This window comes from Neobacillus ginsengisoli, from assembly GCF_030813055.1.
In genome coordinates this window covers 1-17,874 of the sequence record NZ_JAUSTW010000008.1, presented here as the reverse complement: position 1 = coordinate 17,874, position 17,874 = coordinate 1, and the positions used below count along the sequence as shown (strand labels likewise).

The following is a 17,874-nucleotide window of genomic DNA, read 5'->3' as shown; positions in this document are numbered from 1 at the left end:
CCATATGACGGGAGTAATCGTACTTATTTTACAAAATTATGTAGTTAATTAATGGGAAAAGGTTAATAATCTCAAATAGAATACAAATTCAATACTTGTAGATAATCGGAGAACCATATAATAAATATTGTAAAACGCCATTTGGCGTTTTTTTAATATCTTACCAGACACTTGAGATTGAAGAAACGAGAATTACAATATAACAAACGAGGAAAGGTTGTGTTTATTTTCAGGTTAAAGGGAGACTTTTATTAAGATAGAACCTCATTTATTAGTGTTCAAAACTAAATAATAAATATCTCCGAATAGGATAAGGAAACAGGATGAATAATATGGAAAAAAGGAAATGAAAAAATGCATAATACTTTAAGGTTCATTTCGGTCTTTTACATAATTTTACTATCCACAGGCCTTTTTGCCCATGTTGAGATTATTCCTATCCTGTTAAGCACAGCAAAAAGAGATGCTTGGATTAGTATTTTGTTAACGGTCTTCATTCTACCTTTATGGATTTATGTTCTTTACAAAATTGTTGCCATCCTAAACAAGCATTCCATTATCCAGCTAATAAAGGATCATGGGAGCCTACTTTGTTATTACAGCCTTCTTTTACCATTAGCCTTCTATATGCTGTTTGATGCTTTTGCGACGGCAAAGGAAATTATTTATTGGTCACAATTGAGCTATATGCAAGGGTTTAACAGTTTTACCCTGGCCCTTGTTCTGCTTATTTTCTGTTTGTTTTGTACCGAGTCTGGCTTGTTTTCCATTGGGCTCTTAAGCAGCATTCTTTGTCCTTTCGTTCTTTTATTAGGATTTTTTATTGCTTTTGCCAATGTTAAGAAAAAGCATTTTGAACTATTATTCCCTGTTTTTATCGACGGGTACTTACCAATCATAAAGGGTCTTTTATATACCTCTTTACCAATTTTAGAGTTATTTATCATCATTTTTTTAACTCCCGTTCTAAAAAAGACTGTTTCAAGAAAGCAATTATTCATTGTTGGGCTTGTTATCCTAGGATTAATGATAGGACCTACGATTGGGGCGATTGTCGAGTTTGGACCTGACCAGGCCTCTAAATATCGATACCCTGCTTTTGAACAGTGGCGCTTAATATCGATTGGAAGATATTTTTCACATACCGATTTTTTTGCGATTTATCAGTGGATTTCAGGTGGGGTGATAAGAATTAGTTTATTCGTATTTATCTCATGCAAAATTCTGACAAAAGGCATTACTAATATAAAAGTAGTAAGGATTATATACACTATCCTTTTTATTGCTTGCATCTATCCATTTGACCAAAGCGCTTTGGCTACCTTGATCTATGGATATTTCAGACCTTCCTCTTTCTTTTTATTAACTTTCCAAATTGTCATCTTAGCGTTTTTTATTGTGAAGAATAAACAGAAGTGGTCAGGGGAGGCAGGATTGAATCATGAATGAACATCTTTTCTCGATTGAAAAACTGCAGAAGCTTTTCAACCATTCGTCTGATATTGAAATAAAAACGGATAAAACTGCGGACCATCCTTCCATCTTTGTATATTGTAAACCCTTAACGGATACTAGTCTGATTCCCTCATTTATACTGTCGTCCTGCGAAACCCCCAGCTCCATTTATCAATCTTTGCAGATGGAGGTTATAAATAAAAAGAACATCAATGCTGAAAAAATAGAGGAAGCTATTTTCGCGGGGAAACTAATGGTAATACCTGCCGGAGAAAAGGTTTATTTTTATAATATCAGTAAATCTCCATCGAGACAGCCTGACGAGTCTGTAGCAGAAGTATCGATTCGAGGCCCGAAGGATGGATTTGTGGAGGATATCACAACCAATCTAGGTTTAATCCGTAAAAGGTTAAGAACCTCCTCTTTGGTTATTGAAGATTACACCATCGGCAAAAGAACCAATACAAGGATTTCCCTTCTTTATATAAAAGATATCATTAACGAACAGATCCTGAGAGATATACAGGGGAGGCTGAAAGCTTTAGACATTGATATAGTAACAAGTACTTCTATGCTAATCGAACATTTAATAGAGAATAAATTCACGCTTATTCCAGAAATAAACTATACAGGACGAGCTGATTTCGTAACAGAATCGATCAATCAAGGGAGGTTTGCCATTGTAGTAGATGGATCTCCAACCGTATTGATTGCACCGACAAATCTTTCTTTTCTATTTAAGACGCCTGAAGATGATAACACAAGTTTTTATTTTGCATCGTTAGAAAGAACCTTGCGTATATTAGGTCTGTTTACAACAACTTTTCTGCCAGGTTTTTATGCGGCTTTAATCACACATAATGTAGGACAATTACCTCTTCCACTTATTGCAACGATTACAGTTTCTAGAATAGGATTGCCATTCTCACCGCTTATAGAGATCTTCCTAATGCTCGTTATGTTTGAGCTATTTAAAGAAGGCGGCGCACGTCTTCCTAAAGGAATAGGACAAACGGTTGCCGTTATTGGTGGTTTGATCATCGGTGACGCGGCTATTCGAGGGGGTATTACATCCCCGACTACGCTCGTTGTCATTGGTATAACAGCCATTTCTAGCTTTACGCTGGTCAATCAGTCTTTAACAGGTAATATTTTTTTTATAAGAGTGTTTGTTCTATTTTTAAGCTATTTTATGGGGATTTTTGGTTTTATCATAAGTCTGATGTTCGTATTTCTCTTTTTAACGAAGTTAAAGTCATTTGGTGTTCCTTTATTAGCAGATATCTCTTCACCAGAGGGGAAAGATATCCTTTTCACTTTTTTCCGTATCCCTTTTTCATTCATGAAAAAACGGATTGCCTCTTTACAAATTAAAGATAGGTCAAGAACAGGTGAATAAATGAGAAGACTACTAATCATAATCTATATATTGCCTTTGTTAACGGGTTGTACGAAAGTGAATGAGATTCAATTCGTAGCATATGCGGTGGGGTTGGGAATTGATTATAAAAATAATGAATATCATGTCGTGCTACAGTTCTTAGACTTCTCGAATGTAGCTAAAACAGAGCAAGGGAAAAGTGATCAGCCTAGTCCGGTTTGGATAGGAACTGGAAAAGGGAAAACGATAGAAGAAGCGATAAATAAAATCTATCATGGCATACAAATTCCAGTGAATTATGACCAGATAGGTTTGTTCGTTTTTGGAAAGTCTTTATTGGAAAGTAGATTAGAAAGAACGCTAAAGGCTTTAGATACGAATTTCAATATTCGTTTAACAGGTTTGACCTACGGGACAGAGGAACCTCTTGAAGAAATTTTTACAACGAAAGTTCCGTTTAATTATGCATACTCTAATGCTCGAATTAATCATCCTGAATACATGCAGGAACAAGATTCATCAATTCCTGCTATTTCGTTGCAAGATCTTATTTATCAATTTAATGAAAAAACAAAAACCATAATATTGCCAGGTATAAAAATCAACGATGAAATCATGAAAAAGGATCTAAAAAAATTGCCAGTTACTACTTTTAATGGTGCGTATCTTTTAAAGGGAGGAAAACTAAAGGGGCAATTAACGAGAAATGAGCTTGAAGGTTTTATACGTATTAATAATCAATCGGTTCGCTCACCAGTAATCGTAAGTGAGAGGAAAGCAGGAAAAGAGGAACTTGTTCAAATCGAGTTATTGAAACCGAAGGTCAAAAGGGTTTTTAATAAAGACCAAAACGATGTACAAATCGGATTAGATATAATAGTTTCAGCAATTGTTAGAGAATCCGACCATGAGATTCTCTCCCCAAAAATTAAGAGACAGATACAAGATAAAATAAGAAATAAGGTATATGGAGTTTATTTAAAAAGCCAAAAAATCGGTGGAGATATATATCAATTTGAGGACTATATGTATCGATTTATGCACGATGACTGGAGGAAGTATCAAAAAAGTGCGAATTTCCCCAGTTTAAATAAAACTGACATACATGTAAAAATAGTACCACTAAAAAGCATAAACAAAATTAATTCCGGGATCCATCTGCTATTTTAAAAAAGGGGATTGAGGGTCACGCGCTAATAAACTCCAATATTTAAAAGGTACTTTCTGACCACTTGCCGTTTCATACTGAATATGTCTACATATTTTATTGGATATTAAACCATAAGGAGAGATGCCTAGATTTATCCGTATGGAAATTTTCAAATGCCACAAATTCAGTTCGAGTATAATCCATATGTATTACAGGATCAATATGACCCTAGCAGGCAAGTGTCGCAACTTCTTCAACTTCTTCCTGGCACCAGCGCATCATCATCAATTTTTATAGGAAATTTTAAATAAGAACGAGAAAAATCCCTTCCGAAAATAGAGGGCACTGAAAAAGTCCTTAAAAACAATTAAAGGTAGAACTCTCATACCATTGAGGGCTTCTGCCTTTTTTTGTTCTATAATTAAGGTATCTATTTCAGGCAGGTGGGTACGATGATTCAAAAACAACAATCAATGATATTCAGTCCTTATATGGACCTTTATAAATTAATCGTTCCGAAGGATAATCTTTTGCGAAGGATCAATGAACTGGTCGACTTCTCCTATGGTATCGGCTCCAAGTGCATTTGAATATTATTCCCGTATTGGATTTGAAAAATCGGATAAAGCGTTTTTAATTAGTCGTAAACGCAATAGGACATGTTTGCCGCCAAAAAAAGGACTTCTGGTATCGTCAACTTTTGGACAAAATAGCTTAGTAGAATCAGTTTAATATGAAAATTAGATTTGTTCTATAACGAAGGCAATATAAAAAAGAGCGACTAATTAGCCACTCTCATTCCAATCAAAATTTATCTAATCCAAGCACCATCATGACCTAATCTATAAGAACCAATCTTAGTGTCATGCGCCATGATACCATTGCTATATAGGTAATACCACTTACCACCTGTTAAAACCCAACCAGTAGCCATGGAACCGTCATTAGTTAAGAAATACCAGTTTTTATTGTAAGACAACCAACCAGTTTTCATAACACCTGTGCTATCTAGATAGTACCATTTACCATCAAGAACCCAACCAGTAGTCATTACACCAGTATTTTTATTGAAGAAGTACCATTTACCATTATATAGCAACCAGCCAGTTTTCATTGCACCAGTATTATCTAAATAATACTTCATCCCACTAATTACTATCCAACCAGTTTGTTTTACATCATTGATATAGTAATAGCGTTTACCATTTTGTGTTACCCAACCATTTAATACCCCTTTTACAACAGTTACAGTTGCTGGACTTAACTCATTCAGTTTATCCTTATAGGTTACAGTTAGGTTAGTCCCTACCTTTTGAGTAGGAATTTCTGCCTTGAAGTTTCCGGTTGCATCAGCCACTGTACTGCCAACAGGCAATGTTCCGTTCATTATTTGTATCATTACATTTGCAAAAGGAGCTTTGCCAGATAAAGATACATCATTTTCATCCACTGGGTTAACTACAGGTGCATCTAACTTATTAATAATATAAGCAGAGGAAATATAACCTGATAATTTTTGATCAGCCGTTTTGACTGGGTACCAGACAAAGCGATTACCGGTAGACTGGTCATATACAAAATCTCCGTCAATGATTAGAGGAGTATTTTTCCCTAAAGAATTTGCTGATTTAATGTCAGGTGTTGAACGCAAATTTACACCATCCATCGTTACTACTACCTTGTTTCCCGTTTTAAAAAGATAGGCAGAAGCATGCATCTGGTCAGTAATGGTATATTCCAACTTATTGAAAATAATATTTTGGTCGCTGGTGGGGTTATAAACAAAATCAGTTGTATGGAAAGGGAACTGTGCTAATTTTGTATCTGTTAAATAGCTATCATTTTCAATATGGGCAAAGACTTTTTCTTGATAAGCGTTCGTATTTTTACTTCCATTAGCCTGAATAAGGGGACTATTTACCGGTTTGGTGCCGTTATAAGCCATAATTGGAAAGTACCAATTTTCAATTACGTCTCGTCCTGCGCCTTTTATTTTCGGAAGGTCTGTACGATTGTACATGTTGTTAAGAATGTCAACACCGGCTTGAATATTGTAGTAAATATCATTCTTTAATTTCTCTTGGTCATAGCTTGATTGATTTGTAATTTGCATGACCCCTATCCCGCCATCTGAAGAAATAGTAGGCTGTCCATTATCGGTAAATTGTTTCCAACTACCATTTTCTTGTGTAGCAACAGCTTTAACAACTTCGGGAGGAATGTTTGCTTCCAATGCAGCATTTGTCAGTAAACAGTTCATCTGCTGAAGTGAAGGATTTTGATTTTGTTTAATTTCACCATATGATGTGCATTTGGATGGAAAGGTCATCTCCGCAGAAGCTTGTTCATGTGACCACCCCAGGACTATTAAACCAGTAAATAATCCTGCTCTTAGTATGAATGATTTTATTCTTTCATTCTCCTTAGCTTTTATTCTATATTTATATAGTAGATTTTACCATAATAGGTACCTGTTTTACTATAATACTATTATAAAAGAATGCTATTGTGCGGCTGATTGACTCATATAACACCTTATTTCTATTCCAGAATGATAAAAGCTTAATATAATCTATTAGAAGATAGGAGGAGTGCAGAAATGGAAGAAAAGAAAGTAACGTGGTTAGAGCTCTTTTATGATTTACTAATTGTGGCAGCTGTTACGACTGTGACTCGTATTTTACTTCATGTAGAAGAAGGCTATATTCCTCTAGAATATTTATTTAAGTTTGTTTTAATTTTTATCCCTATCTGGTGGGCATGGGTGGGGCAAACCATGTTTAATAATCGATTTGGCCAAGACTTATTGCATCAACGTATATTTACGATTCTGCAAATGTTTTTTGTCCTTATTATGACGGCCAGCTTATCGGTTGATTTTGATCGTTACTATCTTCCATTTTTTATTGGCTATATCGGATTAAGAGTACTGACCGCGATTCAATATCTTGTTGTGCAGCGTTCAGAAGAAGGAGATAGAAGAAAAACAGCTCACTATTTGGGGACACGTTTTTGGATCGGTATCATTCTCTCATCTTTCTCTCTCTTTTTTGATTCGTGGATCCGATATGCTGTGTTATATGCAGGTATTTTTGTCGATATTTTTGTGCCCATTTTCGGGCGAAAGTATTTGGTGAAAGCTCCGACAAATACAGCTCATTTATTAGAACGATTTGCTTTATTGACATTAATCCTGTTTGGAGAATCTGTTGTCAGCACTCTTACAGTAATACAACCACAAAAAGGAGATTGGTATTTAATCTCATTTTCAATCATTTCATTTGTCCTTATTCTATCGATGTGGTGGCAGTATTTCGATAATATGGAAAAGAAAGTAGACAAATCGATCCAAACAGCTGGACAAACTATTATTTACGGCCATCTGTTTATTTTAATGTCTTTGAGTATGATTGCAGCATCGATAAAACTGTTGTGTTTACATGAAGTCCATTATTCATTTATCCTATATTTTGTTTTTGGTTCTGTATTGCTCTATTTCCTTGCAACTACTTTTGTTTTCCACCAATATAGACATGAGCACCATCGGTTGAAAATTTATCATTTAGGTTTATTTTTAGGTATTTTAGCAGTCTTTTTTATTATTAATTTGATTACGGTCGTTTCAAACATTGTCATAATGGGGGAATTAACCCTGTTTTTTATCATCTATGCTAAATTAACAACCACTTAATTTGCTACTTACGGGTAGAATAGATGATCATGCTTCTTTCTTGCATGTATACTAATATCGTTTGGCGCACATGGAATGACCATAACACTTAGATGGAAAGCCAAATATTTAACACTATAAAAGTGAAGATAAAACAGGTACCATAGGATGATGACTGTTTTAATAGAAAGGCTAGGGGAATTTAAATAAATTAAGTGGAAAGAAACGATTACAGCTTGCTTTACTTTTAGGTTCACTTGGACTTTTAGGACCTTTTACTATCGATATGTAATTGCCTTCATTTCCTACTATTGTAAAAGAATATCATACTACAGCTTCTTTAGTACAAATTAGTTTAACTACATGCCTATTAGGCCTTGGTTTGGGGCAATTGATTATTAATAAAGGCTTTTCCAATTACATTTTCCATCAAGCTTTCGACGCCCATCTTTTCTATATACATACATTTTCATTTTGTTATCGTCCTATCCCCGAAAGTTATTGTCTTACACAGGGTTTTACCGATACGCTTCGTATGAATAAATCACTATGCTATTCATCTTGTCAAATTGAATTCCATTTTAGAAATTATCAACATAAATTCCTTGTTACACTAAAGGGTGCTTGAATGAAATATAGTAATTGCCGCAGTACAGTCAACTCCTGCCGTAGCCAAATGGCTTAAGGATGGGCGGAAAAAATACTTAGGCGATGATAGGAAGGAACCAGAAAAGGTGCCTTCCTTTTTCAGGGAACCATGATCGATAAGCCCAACGCTTCTCTGGTTAATCCAGTTTAAAATAAAACTAAAATAATATTTATAAAAACGGTCAAACTATGAGTATATAATTTTCTATTAATTGTCGTTGATTTCATAACGAGGCAGGTGACAGTGTTGAATAAGGCAATGATTGAACCTGTACATATCTATATTTTACTGATTTTGTCGATCGGATTCATGGTCCATGTGTTGCTCCATCCATTACTATTGGCGGCATCCGGACGGGATTCTTGGATATGCGCAATCGGCACGCTGATCCCTTTATTGTTATGGACCGTTCTTGTCTATATGGTTTACAAGCGAATAGAAAACAAAAATGTTTTTTCCTTGATGTTTCAGCTTCATCCATTTCTTTCCTATGTCCTTTGAAGGGGCAGTATTAATAGAAGAACCCATTTTTAGTCGGGGTCGCAAAAGGCTTGAGCATACCCATTACGATGAGTTATTTAATGCAACATGCAGCATATCCACTTGATTTGGGGCATTCTCAAGCCATTATCCTAAGCAAGAATGTGATGAAAAACAAAATGAAGGATACGATCGAATATATTCGTCAGACTCCATTACTGCGGTACAATATACTGCTGTTCGGAACAGAAGATAACATTCAAAATTTGTTGACTTTGTGGAAACATTATATACAGTTATTTTTTATAGTATTCAACGTATTCAAAGGTATGGGAAAATGGACTTGGGTAACAGGAGAAAGAAACAACCTTGAAGTTTAGTGTGAAGTGTACTTCTTCCAGACTAAACTTCAAGGACAGTAAGCGAAAGCGCGGTAGGTGTGATAGATAGGCTCGTTGCCTGATAGAAAAACTCTACAGCCTTCAGGATCAATCAATTATACCCACAGGGGATCAAGTCAAGCCCTTAATACGTGTATCTATGACTACATGTAATCAACGATAAAAGGTGCATTCTTTCAACTTTTTTGAGCTGATACAGTAGATAAGGGCCAGATAATTGAAGAAGACCTACTGAGCTTGCTGGTATCGTTATTATGGCTTTCGTTGTCCTATCCTCAGCTGGAGGGAAGGAAGAAACTCAACCAGGCAAAGGGTATTATGGGGGAGACATTTCAGAATTTGGAGCGAATGAAATTCCAGCTCAATATATACCAATCTATAAAGCTGCTCAAGAAAAATATGGTGTCCCGTGGAATTTACTTGCGGCTGAACATCGTGTAGAATCTAGATTCTCAACCTTGCAAACTATGGTTTCTCCGGTTGGGGCAATCGGACATTTTCAGTTTATGCCTTTAACTTGGCTTGGTTGGAGTTATCCTGGCGGGTATCGTTTAGGAAATGCTTATATCCCAAACAACATTTTGACTGATCCGGCCATGATCAAAAAATATGGCGGTTACGGTGTTGATGCAAATGGTGACGGAAAAGCGGACCCATGGGATATTGAAGACGCGATTTATTCTGCAGCCAACTATTTAAGGGCTAATGGTGCAGCTGAAGGCCGTATAAGGGATGCGGTATTTGCCTATAATCATGCGGATTGGTATGTAGAAAAAGTGCTCGGTTTTGCAGATCGGTATGTGAAAGGATATGTTGAAGTTAAAACAGGCAGTGGTGAAGGCAACACAGGTGTAAAAGTTATAGATGTAGGTTATAAATGGATTGGAAATTCTGTTTATGTTTTTGGTGGGGGAAGAGAACAAAGCGACATTACCAGAGGCCGTTTTGATTGTTCAAGTTTCGTTCATTGGGCTTTTGCCCAAGTAGGAGTAGATTTAGGTCCATTAAATTCTACCAGAACAGATACCCTAAAATATTTAGGAAAGCCGGTTTCACCTAGTGATATGTAGCTCTTTCCCTCTTGATGCCATTTCCTTCCCACCCCTTCGTTAACAAAGACTTATTACTTTTCAAGATACCTATAAGGGGTCTTGACGGCAAAACGCATATATTATACGCTAAGACATTTTCTGGAAGGTAAAACCCAAATTTTCTTACGCTAAGGGCTGTTTTGACCAATAACGAACGTTTTTGGTGATTATCGTAGAGCAGTTTCCTATTGGTTCTTTGGCTAATTTTCTTATATCCAAAAGCCGAACCAAAAACAATTCCCCAAAACATCGTCCTTTCAACGTTTTTGGGCGAACCAATTTACATTATTTGTCTTAGCGTTTAAAATCCGCGAAATGCCGTCAGGACCCCATACTGGTCATACCACTTTTTTAGAGTAATAGTATCAGTATGTCCAAGCTTTGAGATTAATTGCGATTGTTTTGAGTTTTTTGCACCAGAACCCATTTTTTTCTCCTGTTTTTTTATTCGATTTCCTTTTATACTAGAATGAGCTTAACAATGAGGTAAACTGTATGGAACATATTAAAAACTTGCTTTTACAAGTAATGATTATTTTGATCCCTGTCTTTTTTTATTCTATGTATTTAACCAATCGTCATCAATTCATCGAAACGAAACGTCAAAAATTAATTTTCAGTTTCTTGGCAACGATTACGTTAGTATTGTGCATGTCCTTCCCGATCTATTCGGATGTAAACGAGCGAAATGACCTACGGTTTGTAGCTCTTATGATAGGTATATTTTATGGAGGTGGATACGCAACAGGCATTGTTCTCACGATCATCTTATTGTTGTATCGTTGGTATTTCGGGGGGGCAGGTTTTTATTCAACGGCATACCAAGTCCTTTTCTTCTTACCCATGTTTTTTTTAGCATATCCACGTTTCATCAAACAGGATCGAGCAGGTCGAATGAAACTGACTTGGATGATAACATCGGGGATGTCCTTGATCTACATCCTCGTGGATTTTGAGATGGATTTTTTTAACCAGACACTTCAGGAAATTTTAACGATATGTGTTGCCACCATCGTAACCGTCTCTTTGATTGAAACCTTAAGGGAAAATGCCCAGTTACACATGGAAGCTCAACAGGCGGAAAAATATAAGATACTCGGAGAATTGGCCAGTTCCTTTGCTCATGAAGTTCGAAATCCCATGCAGACCAATCGAGGATTTCTCCAGTTACTTCTACAATCGCCAATTTCAGAGAAGTATAAAAGGTATGTACAAATTTGTATAGAAGAAGTGGATCGAACGAATGACGTCATTACCGAATATCTTTCTCTTGCCAAGCCAGAAGCGGATATGCAAGAGTCCGTCGATGTTTGCCAAAAAATACAAACAGTCGTCGAGATTCTCTACTCCTATGCTTTAGAACGAAAAGTAAGCATAGACTTCCGACTTCCGGAGCAAGAGTGTGCGATATTGGGTCATCCCCAAAAAATGAAACAAGCCTTCCTCAATATCATCAAAAATGGCATCGAAGCGATGCCTCAAGGTGGTGCGGTTTCCATTTGCGTGAAACAGGAGTCACAGCATGTGATGATCCAAATCCAAGATGAGGGAGTGGGGATGAATGAAGACGAAGTGAAACGTCTTGGACAACCATTTTATTCTCTGAAAGAAAAAGGAACCGGCATAGGACTCATGGTGAGCTATCGCATTATCGACTCGCTTCATGGAAAAATCACCGTCCAAAGCCAAAAAGGAAAAGGAACCACGTTTACCATTCGGTTCCCTCTCCATAATTGTAAAAATATCATCGCCATTAACTGACAAACATGAGCGTTAGCTAAAAATAAATGTATATGAACCGACAGGAGTTAAAGGGTATTGGATTGTAGATAACCGTACTGAGACAGTTGAAGTGTTTATCTTTAAGGAAAGTGGATATTATCAACTTCAAGAGTTATATGTAAAGGGAAAGATCTAATAGAAGTAAGTATTTTTGAAGACTTTATCATCGATTTAAAGAACATATTTCTATAATAGGGGTACAGCCAACATTTCGGAAATTTTGTACGCTAAGCAAAATACGACACGAAAAAAGCCAAATACCTATACGTTTAGGAATTTGGCTTATGTTAAAAATTAATTTTTATTTAAGGGTCTTAGTGAATTAGCTGGTAATCTATTTGAATCAAATTTATATTCTCCAAGAAAATTAATATGTTCCCATCCTAATGGTGAAATATGTGGAAGAAATTCTTCTTTTAGGACATCATTTTTCTTAAATTCCTGTGTCACTTCACTCAAATACACAGAATTCCATACGCTTATAGCATTGATTAATATATTCAGTGCACTAGCTCTTTGTAGTTGATCTTGTATGCCACTCTCTCTAAATTCACCACGTTTACCAAAAAATAAAGCTCTAGCCAATCAATTCATGGCTTCTCCTTTATTTAGCCCACGATTTATCCTACTCCTTAATGTTTCATTTGTTATATAGTCAAGAATAAAGATTGTTTTTTCAATTCTCCCAATTTCTCGAAGAGATGTGGCAATTTTGTTTTGTCTTGCATATGAACCTAATTTCCCCATAATTAATGATCCAGAAACTCTTCCTTCTCGAATTGAATGTGCCAGCCTTAATACATCATCAAAATTCTCTTTAATAATGTTTGTGTTTATCTTAACTCGAAGTATGCATTTATGTTCGGAGAATCATTAGGAGAAGAAATGGTGTATAATTTTGCGTCACTTATATCTCTTAGCCTTGGTGCGAAACGGAATCCTAACAAATTACTTAATCCGAAAACTTGATCCGTATAACCGGCGGTATCAGTGTAATGCTCTTCAATTGAAAGGTCAGATTCATGATGTAATAATCCATCTATTACATGTACAGCATCCCTTGCATTAGTATTAATTACTTTTGCATAAAAAGAAGAGAACTGATCACTTGTAAATCGATAAATGGTTGTACCTTTCCCAGTTCCGTAATGTGGGTTTGAGTCTGCATGTAATGATGATACTCCGAAAGGGGGTACCACCAGCAAAACGCGAATTTACAACGTTAAGGAAATTCCAAAATAAAAAGCCCAATTTCTCAGCATTTGAGAAATTGGGCTTTTTCGTTACTCCATAAAAGCGCCCTTTAATTGAATAAACCACTATATATTTTAGCCGTAATTATGGAGGAGAAAATGTAACTATAGCACCCTTTAGTCATCCATGCAGCGAAAAAATCAAGTAAATGTAGTAATTCTGATACACTTACAAATTGATACCCCTGTTGTTTTAAGGTAGGAAGAATCGATTTTAAAGCTTGAATGGTTTGACTTCGGTCTCCTCCGCCATCATGCAAGAGGACAATATCACCACTCCTTGCATGACGAATAATATGATTGGCTATTACTTGTGTTCCTGGTAAGGACCAATCCTTTGTATCCTGATGATAAGACCAAAGCACAACTTTATATCCAAGCTGTTTTGCTTCATGTAGTAAGGAAGTGTCTATATATCCTCCGGGTGGTCGGAATAACTTAAGATGGTTTGGTAGATATTTTTGTATAATACGATCAGCCATAATCATTTCTATGCCCATACTTTTAACTCCAGCTTTATTTTCATACTGGTGTGTCATTGAATGATTACCCAATTCATGACCGGCTTGAACTACTTGTTGGACAATCTGAGGATATCGCTCCATTCTGAATCCAATTTGGAAAAAGGTTGCATGTGCATCATATTGCTTTAAGAGTTCAAGTACTTGTGGTGTATATTTAGGATTAGGTCCATCATCAAACGTCAAAGCGATTATTTTTTTCGATGTATGAACTTCCCAAACTACTTGTCCGGTTGGCTCTACTTCCTTTCTCCTTATCATGTCAGTAGAGGCATTTGTATGGGTGATAAAACAGGAACAGATAAGTATAATTAGTAAACATATCCGTTTCATAACCTTTATTTTCCTCCATTTCTTGATAAAGAGTTTTGGGTTATTAATAATTTGCTCAATTATTCGCGGCTCTATGTTGTAATTTGGTGACAACAGTTAATATCCAATAAAAAAGCCTTTAAACCACACAAGGTCTAAAGGGTTTTATTTACTTGTATTATTAGGAGAAAAAAATGTATTTAAAACATTAAATCAATGTGAGACGTTTTATCTTTCTTTGAAGGATAAATTTCAAAAGAGTCTGGAATTATTTGTGTCGAGCGGTAGAGCAATTCAGATACCGTTACACATTTATACTTATTTTTGTATAAAAATTCCAAAATAGCATTTAATGCTGGAACTGTTTGGCAAGTCTTAGTGAATTCACTGCCGTGCCAATCATGAAATAGAATAATATTACCTGGCTTTACTCCTTTTGTTATATAATTGCAAATTTGACTTGCCGGAGGATTTGTCCAATCCCGAGGATCATAATTCCATAATACGACTTCTTTTCCGTTTTTTATAGCTGTACTAATAATTAAATCATTTTAAAGTCCCCCTACTGGACGATAGAGAGACGGTTTAAAACCAGCGAACTTCTGAATAATTTTATCTGTTTCTTCTAATTCTGATATTAGTTTTGCTGATGTTATATTTCCACTATAAATATGATTAAAAGTATGATTGGCAATTTCGTGACCTTCTTTTACTTCCCGTTTTATAATATCAGGAAATCTTATTACTTTATTACCTGCTACAAAAAAGGTGGCTTTAGCATCAAATTTAGCTAATATATCAAGTATTTTTGGTGTAAAAACCGGATGAGGTCCATCATCAAAAGTAATAGCAACTAATTTTTCCTTTGTTCTTATATCCCAAATAACATGCCCAGTTTTTCATATTCCTCCCGACTTTTAGTGGATGCATACGCATTTATTTGATAGGAGTATAAAGGAATCAATAAAAGAACGGTATAGAACAACATTTTTTTCATTGGATACACTCCTAATTCATACAATAGACTTAGTTTATTAGTCATGATGAAAAATATTAAAGAAAAATATGTTATGACGTGATTGGCAGGGTGTAGTTGCCGCACATCGTATGTTGTTCGCAGCATTCATTTACACAGGATTCTGTGTGATACTACAGTGTTGAACATATTGTTGCCTGGGTGAAAATTGCGGTGGATCATATGAAATTGGTTCTCCCAATCTCTTTTGTATTTTCTACCAACCTAAAAATATTATCACTGCACTGTTTTGCACCTTTTACTAATAAAGGTACACCAATGAAATCAATTTTTATTCCCCTCGAGAAAAAACCTCCTAGTGTCATAGCAGGCGGAACAGTTGGTGAAGTATTGTTTAAAGCCCTCCATTCCCATAATGTGAAGGTAAAGAAGATCAAGAAAATGAAATCAATTATGAAGCTGATAGGTAAACTAGCAAGGATTTTTGTAGGAATAGCACGACGAAACAAGTCTTATTGTCCAAATAAAGTTCAAGTATTAATCCCTTTAGCAGCATAGAAATAAAACTTTAGTTATATAAAAAGTATCATTTAAATAGTTAACTTTAATTTTGAATGTTGTCTTATTCGTAGGATTTCAAATATGTACGGAGTACCAGGTTTATTGAACAAAAGGGCACTGTGACCCATCAGTTTAGCATAACTGGCCTCCACCCCTTGGAAAGGCATGACGAAGGAATGAGAGGGCAATTGACCCGTTGAGACATGGGAGGGAAAGCCTCCAGGGGCGGTGTGGAGATGTGCATTATATGGTAAAATATGGAGTGGTAGCTAACTCCTTTATTTAACTATGCCTTCACGAAGCCAAAATGATCTGAACTCATTTCAATTACCCGTAAATCCAATTACAAGGGGTATGAAATCCTGCGAATAAGTGAGCATTCAAGAGATATTCGTATCAAACTGAGGGAGTTTAATAACGAGATATTGTCTATCCAAAGTATAATATTGGTTGAAGGTGTAAAAAGAGCTGAGGGGTGATTGGATGATCTTAGATTTAAAAGGTGAGCCTAATATGGATCCTGTTGTAGGAATGCTTTACTCAATGGTGGACGGAAATTATACACGGTTAAAATCTATTGTTGCTGGTATGTCACGAGAGGAATTATATTATAAAGGTCTTAACCACAAATACAACAGTACAGCCCAATTACTAAGGCATTTAGCTTATGTGGACCTAAACTGGGTGTTTAGAATAAAGGGGGAGGTAATGCCATTAGACTTGAAGAGAAATTTGGACCGATGTTGGATGAAAACAACCAATTACCTCAACTTAAAGGGATTTCTCTGGATGTACTCATTAGTGAATATGATGATGTCATAGAGCTGGTTAAATCTTTATGCTATCAGTTAACAGATAAACAATTGAATCAAACAGTCGCATATGAAAATGGAAATGAAGCAACAATCCAATGGGGTATTTGGCATATAGCAGACCATAATAGGTATCATCAAGCTTATATTAATCAACTGCGTAAATGGTTTAGCGAAAGGTGAAATGTTTGTTCTTTTCAACAATTGAAGCAAGTCGATTATTAATGTTCATATCGTGTAGTGAAACACCCAAATTTGGTCAACTTAAATGTCAACGCTATTTTTTGAACTAAAAAGTAGAAAAACTAGACATTTTAACCCGTCATAAAAATTATCCGAAATGATTGAAAACAGTAATTGGACATGTTTGCTGTCAAAAAGAGGACATCTTGTATCGTAAATTTTTGGTCAAAATAGCTTAGTAGTAACAACTATCTTCAATGACAAAGCCCATTCCAGCTAGCAGTTGGAGTGGGCTTTAAAGTTTTTAGGTTAGAGTGGTCCTTTGGGTGCATAATCACGACAATACTTCAACGACTCTTTCCTCTAAAATTTGAATGGAGTATGATGAAGGAACTATTACGTGGAGGAATTTTCAAATGAACACTAGAACGAAATGGAATACGAAACATAAAGAACGTATTGATCAGCTGCAGGAACCGGCGCCGAATCCCAGATTAAAGAATCTGGCTGCTTACCTTAAAGGAGGAACCGCACTTGATCTTGCTTGTGGTCTTGGAGGAAACAGTTTGTTCCTTGCGCGGATGAACTATCAAGTCCAGGCGACGGATATTTCTGACGTTGCTATCAATTATCTCCAAGAACAGGCTTCAAAATATAATCTCAAAATCCACCCTAGGGTATGCGATCTGACGGAATTGAAAAATCTTAATTGGCAAAACCAATCTTTTCACTTAGTTGTTATTACTTATTACCTTGATCGCAAGCTTTTTCCCCTTGTTAAGAGCATCATCAAAGAGAGTGGTTATTTTTTCATGGAAACCTTTCATCAGTCACCGCAGATCGAGGACCAAGGAGTATCTAATCAATATAAACTGCAGCCAAAAGAGTTGTTAGCTGAATTTAGCGATTGGACAGTTCTCTTTTTTGAAGAAAATGACCAAAAGGGGCGGCAAACGATATTTTGTCAGAAACGGTAATTTCGGTGCCGGTGCATTCTACGTTTGTTTAACTACAATCATGTCATGATTTAAAATAAGATGATCATAATAAACAATCAAAAACCTCGAACTAATTTAAAGATATATTAAATATTGGAGTAAGGATAGCATTCCTGTAGATTGTTAAATATCAGGTTTGAAAAAAATAGAGCCCCTCAGTAAGATACGAGTATAGAGACCAATCTAAACTCAGTTTCTT

At 35.8% G+C, this 17,874-nt stretch carries 12 protein-coding genes and 8 pseudogenes; 14 read left to right on the top strand and 6 right to left on the bottom strand.

The window, feature by feature from the left end:
* Positions 1–354: 354 nt before the first annotated feature.
* The 4 genes from J2S10_RS21005 to J2S10_RS20990 all read left to right on the top strand — a co-directional run bounded on the left by J2S10_RS21005 (position 355) and on the right by J2S10_RS20990 (position 4,576).
* Entirely contained in the window at positions 355–1,449 is a 1,095-nt protein-coding gene (locus J2S10_RS21005; RefSeq protein ID WP_307411931.1) for an endospore germination permease, read from the top strand.
* Positions 1,442–2,854: a spore germination protein gene (locus J2S10_RS21000; protein ID WP_307411928.1), complete on the top strand. Its 1,413-nt coding sequence runs from the start codon at positions 1,442–1,444 to the stop codon at positions 2,852–2,854. The genes J2S10_RS21005 and J2S10_RS21000 overlap by 8 nt, the downstream gene beginning before the upstream one ends.
* A complete protein-coding gene (locus J2S10_RS20995; protein ID WP_307411925.1) occupies positions 2,855–4,006 on the top strand; it encodes a Ger(x)C family spore germination protein in 1,152 nt (383 codons plus the stop codon).
* Positions 4,007–4,438: 432 nt separating this feature from the next.
* On the top strand, positions 4,439–4,576 hold the full coding sequence (locus J2S10_RS20990; RefSeq protein ID WP_307412465.1) for a hypothetical protein: 138 nt from the start codon (positions 4,439–4,441) through the stop codon (positions 4,574–4,576).
* A 221-nt stretch (positions 4,577–4,797) separates the two neighbouring features.
* Here the strand turns inward: J2S10_RS20990 and J2S10_RS20985 are convergent, their stop codons facing one another.
* Entirely contained in the window at positions 4,798–6,315 is a 1,518-nt protein-coding gene (locus J2S10_RS20985; RefSeq protein WP_307411922.1) for an Ig-like domain-containing protein, read from the bottom strand.
* A gap of 270 nt (positions 6,316–6,585) precedes the next feature.
* Between J2S10_RS20985 and J2S10_RS20980 the strand changes: the two genes are divergently transcribed.
* The 5 genes and pseudogenes from J2S10_RS20980 (at position 6,586) to J2S10_RS20960 (ending at position 10,256) form a co-directional block, all read left to right on the top strand.
* A complete protein-coding gene (locus J2S10_RS20980; RefSeq protein ID WP_307411919.1) occupies positions 6,586–7,677 on the top strand; it encodes a low temperature requirement protein A in 1,092 nt (363 codons plus the stop codon).
* A gap of 190 nt (positions 7,678–7,867) precedes the next feature.
* Positions 7,868–8,056, top strand: a pseudogene (locus J2S10_RS20975) (MFS transporter); the annotation flags it as partial.
* 492 nt (positions 8,057–8,548) lie between these two features.
* Positions 8,549–8,806, top strand: a complete 258-nt coding sequence (locus J2S10_RS20970; RefSeq protein ID WP_307411916.1) for a hypothetical protein — start codon at positions 8,549–8,551, stop codon at positions 8,804–8,806.
* Between the two features lie 44 nt (positions 8,807–8,850).
* Positions 8,851–9,165, top strand: a pseudogene (locus tag J2S10_RS20965) (Ger(x)C family spore germination protein); the annotation flags it as partial.
* 275 nt (positions 9,166–9,440) lie between these two features.
* A complete protein-coding gene (locus J2S10_RS20960) occupies positions 9,441–10,256 on the top strand; it encodes a lytic transglycosylase domain-containing protein (protein WP_307411910.1) in 816 nt (271 codons plus the stop codon).
* A 322-nt stretch (positions 10,257–10,578) separates the two neighbouring features.
* Here J2S10_RS20960 and J2S10_RS20955 read toward each other — a convergent pair whose 3' ends face one another.
* Positions 10,579–10,704 (bottom strand): hypothetical protein, encoded by a 126-nt coding sequence (locus J2S10_RS20955; RefSeq protein WP_307411907.1) that lies wholly within the window; start codon positions 10,702–10,704, stop codon positions 10,579–10,581.
* Between the two features lie 68 nt (positions 10,705–10,772).
* Between J2S10_RS20955 and J2S10_RS20950 the strand changes: the two genes are divergently transcribed.
* Both J2S10_RS20950 and J2S10_RS27515 read left to right on the top strand, forming a co-directional pair.
* Positions 10,773–12,038 carry an ATP-binding protein gene (locus J2S10_RS20950; RefSeq protein ID WP_307411904.1) on the top strand — a complete coding sequence of 422 codons (1,266 nt, stop codon included), beginning with the start codon at positions 10,773–10,775 and terminating at the stop codon, positions 12,036–12,038.
* 22 nt (positions 12,039–12,060) lie between these two features.
* On the top strand, positions 12,061–12,195 hold the full coding sequence (locus J2S10_RS27515; protein WP_370876259.1) for a PDDEXK family nuclease: 135 nt from the start codon (positions 12,061–12,063) through the stop codon (positions 12,193–12,195).
* Positions 12,196–12,353: 158 nt separating this feature from the next.
* On the opposite strand, the pseudogene J2S10_RS20945 reads toward J2S10_RS27515, so the two are convergent.
* The 4 pseudogenes from J2S10_RS20945 to J2S10_RS20930 form a co-directional block, all read right to left on the bottom strand.
* A pseudogene (locus tag J2S10_RS20945) lies at positions 12,354–13,243 on the bottom strand (transposase); the annotation flags it as partial.
* A gap of 221 nt (positions 13,244–13,464) precedes the next feature.
* A pseudogene (locus J2S10_RS20940) lies at positions 13,465–14,166 on the bottom strand (polysaccharide deacetylase family protein); the annotation flags it as partial.
* A 179-nt stretch (positions 14,167–14,345) separates the two neighbouring features.
* Positions 14,346–15,142, bottom strand: a pseudogene (locus tag J2S10_RS20935) (polysaccharide deacetylase family protein).
* A 197-nt stretch (positions 15,143–15,339) separates the two neighbouring features.
* A pseudogene (locus tag J2S10_RS20930) lies at positions 15,340–15,516 on the bottom strand (DUF3189 family protein); the annotation flags it as partial.
* On the opposite strand from J2S10_RS20930, the pseudogene J2S10_RS20925 reads away from it, so the two are divergent.
* From J2S10_RS20925 to J2S10_RS20915, 3 genes and pseudogenes are all read left to right on the top strand, one after another.
* Positions 15,515–15,679 (top strand): annotated as a pseudogene (locus tag J2S10_RS20925) (IS110 family transposase); the annotation flags it as partial. The pseudogenes J2S10_RS20930 and J2S10_RS20925 sit on opposite strands and share 2 nt — an antisense overlap.
* Before the next feature lie 486 nt (positions 15,680–16,165).
* Positions 16,166–16,677, top strand: a pseudogene (locus tag J2S10_RS20920) (DinB family protein).
* 416 nt (positions 16,678–17,093) lie between these two features.
* On the top strand, positions 17,094–17,654 hold the full coding sequence (locus J2S10_RS20915) for a class I SAM-dependent methyltransferase (protein WP_307411898.1): 561 nt from the start codon (positions 17,094–17,096) through the stop codon (positions 17,652–17,654).
* Positions 17,655–17,874: the final 220 nt, after the last annotated feature.

Excerpts from the sequence above, each read along its gene's own strand:
- J2S10_RS21005 (WP_307411931.1), top strand. The coding sequence starts at position 355 with ATGCATAATACTTTAAGGTTCATTTCGGTCTTTTACATAATTTTACTA.
- J2S10_RS21000 (WP_307411928.1), top strand. The coding sequence starts at position 1,442 with ATGAATGAACATCTTTTCTCGATTGAAAAACTGCAGAAGCTTTTCAAC.
- J2S10_RS20995 (WP_307411925.1), top strand. The coding sequence starts at position 2,855 with ATGAGAAGACTACTAATCATAATCTATATATTGCCTTTGTTAACGGGT.
- J2S10_RS20990 (WP_307412465.1), top strand. The coding sequence starts at position 4,439 with ATGATTCAAAAACAACAATCAATGATATTCAGTCCTTATATGGACCTT.
- J2S10_RS20985 (WP_307411922.1), bottom strand. The coding sequence starts at position 6,315 with ATGACCTTTCCATCCAAATGCACATCATATGGTGAAATTAAACAAAAT.
- J2S10_RS20980 (WP_307411919.1), top strand. The coding sequence starts at position 6,586 with ATGGAAGAAAAGAAAGTAACGTGGTTAGAGCTCTTTTATGATTTACTA.
- J2S10_RS20960 (WP_307411910.1), top strand. The coding sequence starts at position 9,441 with ATGGCTTTCGTTGTCCTATCCTCAGCTGGAGGGAAGGAAGAAACTCAA.
- J2S10_RS20955 (WP_307411907.1), bottom strand. The coding sequence starts at position 10,704 with ATGGGTTCTGGTGCAAAAAACTCAAAACAATCGCAATTAATCTCAAAG.
- J2S10_RS20950 (WP_307411904.1), top strand. The coding sequence starts at position 10,773 with ATGGAACATATTAAAAACTTGCTTTTACAAGTAATGATTATTTTGATC.
- J2S10_RS20915 (WP_307411898.1), top strand. The coding sequence starts at position 17,094 with ATGAACACTAGAACGAAATGGAATACGAAACATAAAGAACGTATTGAT.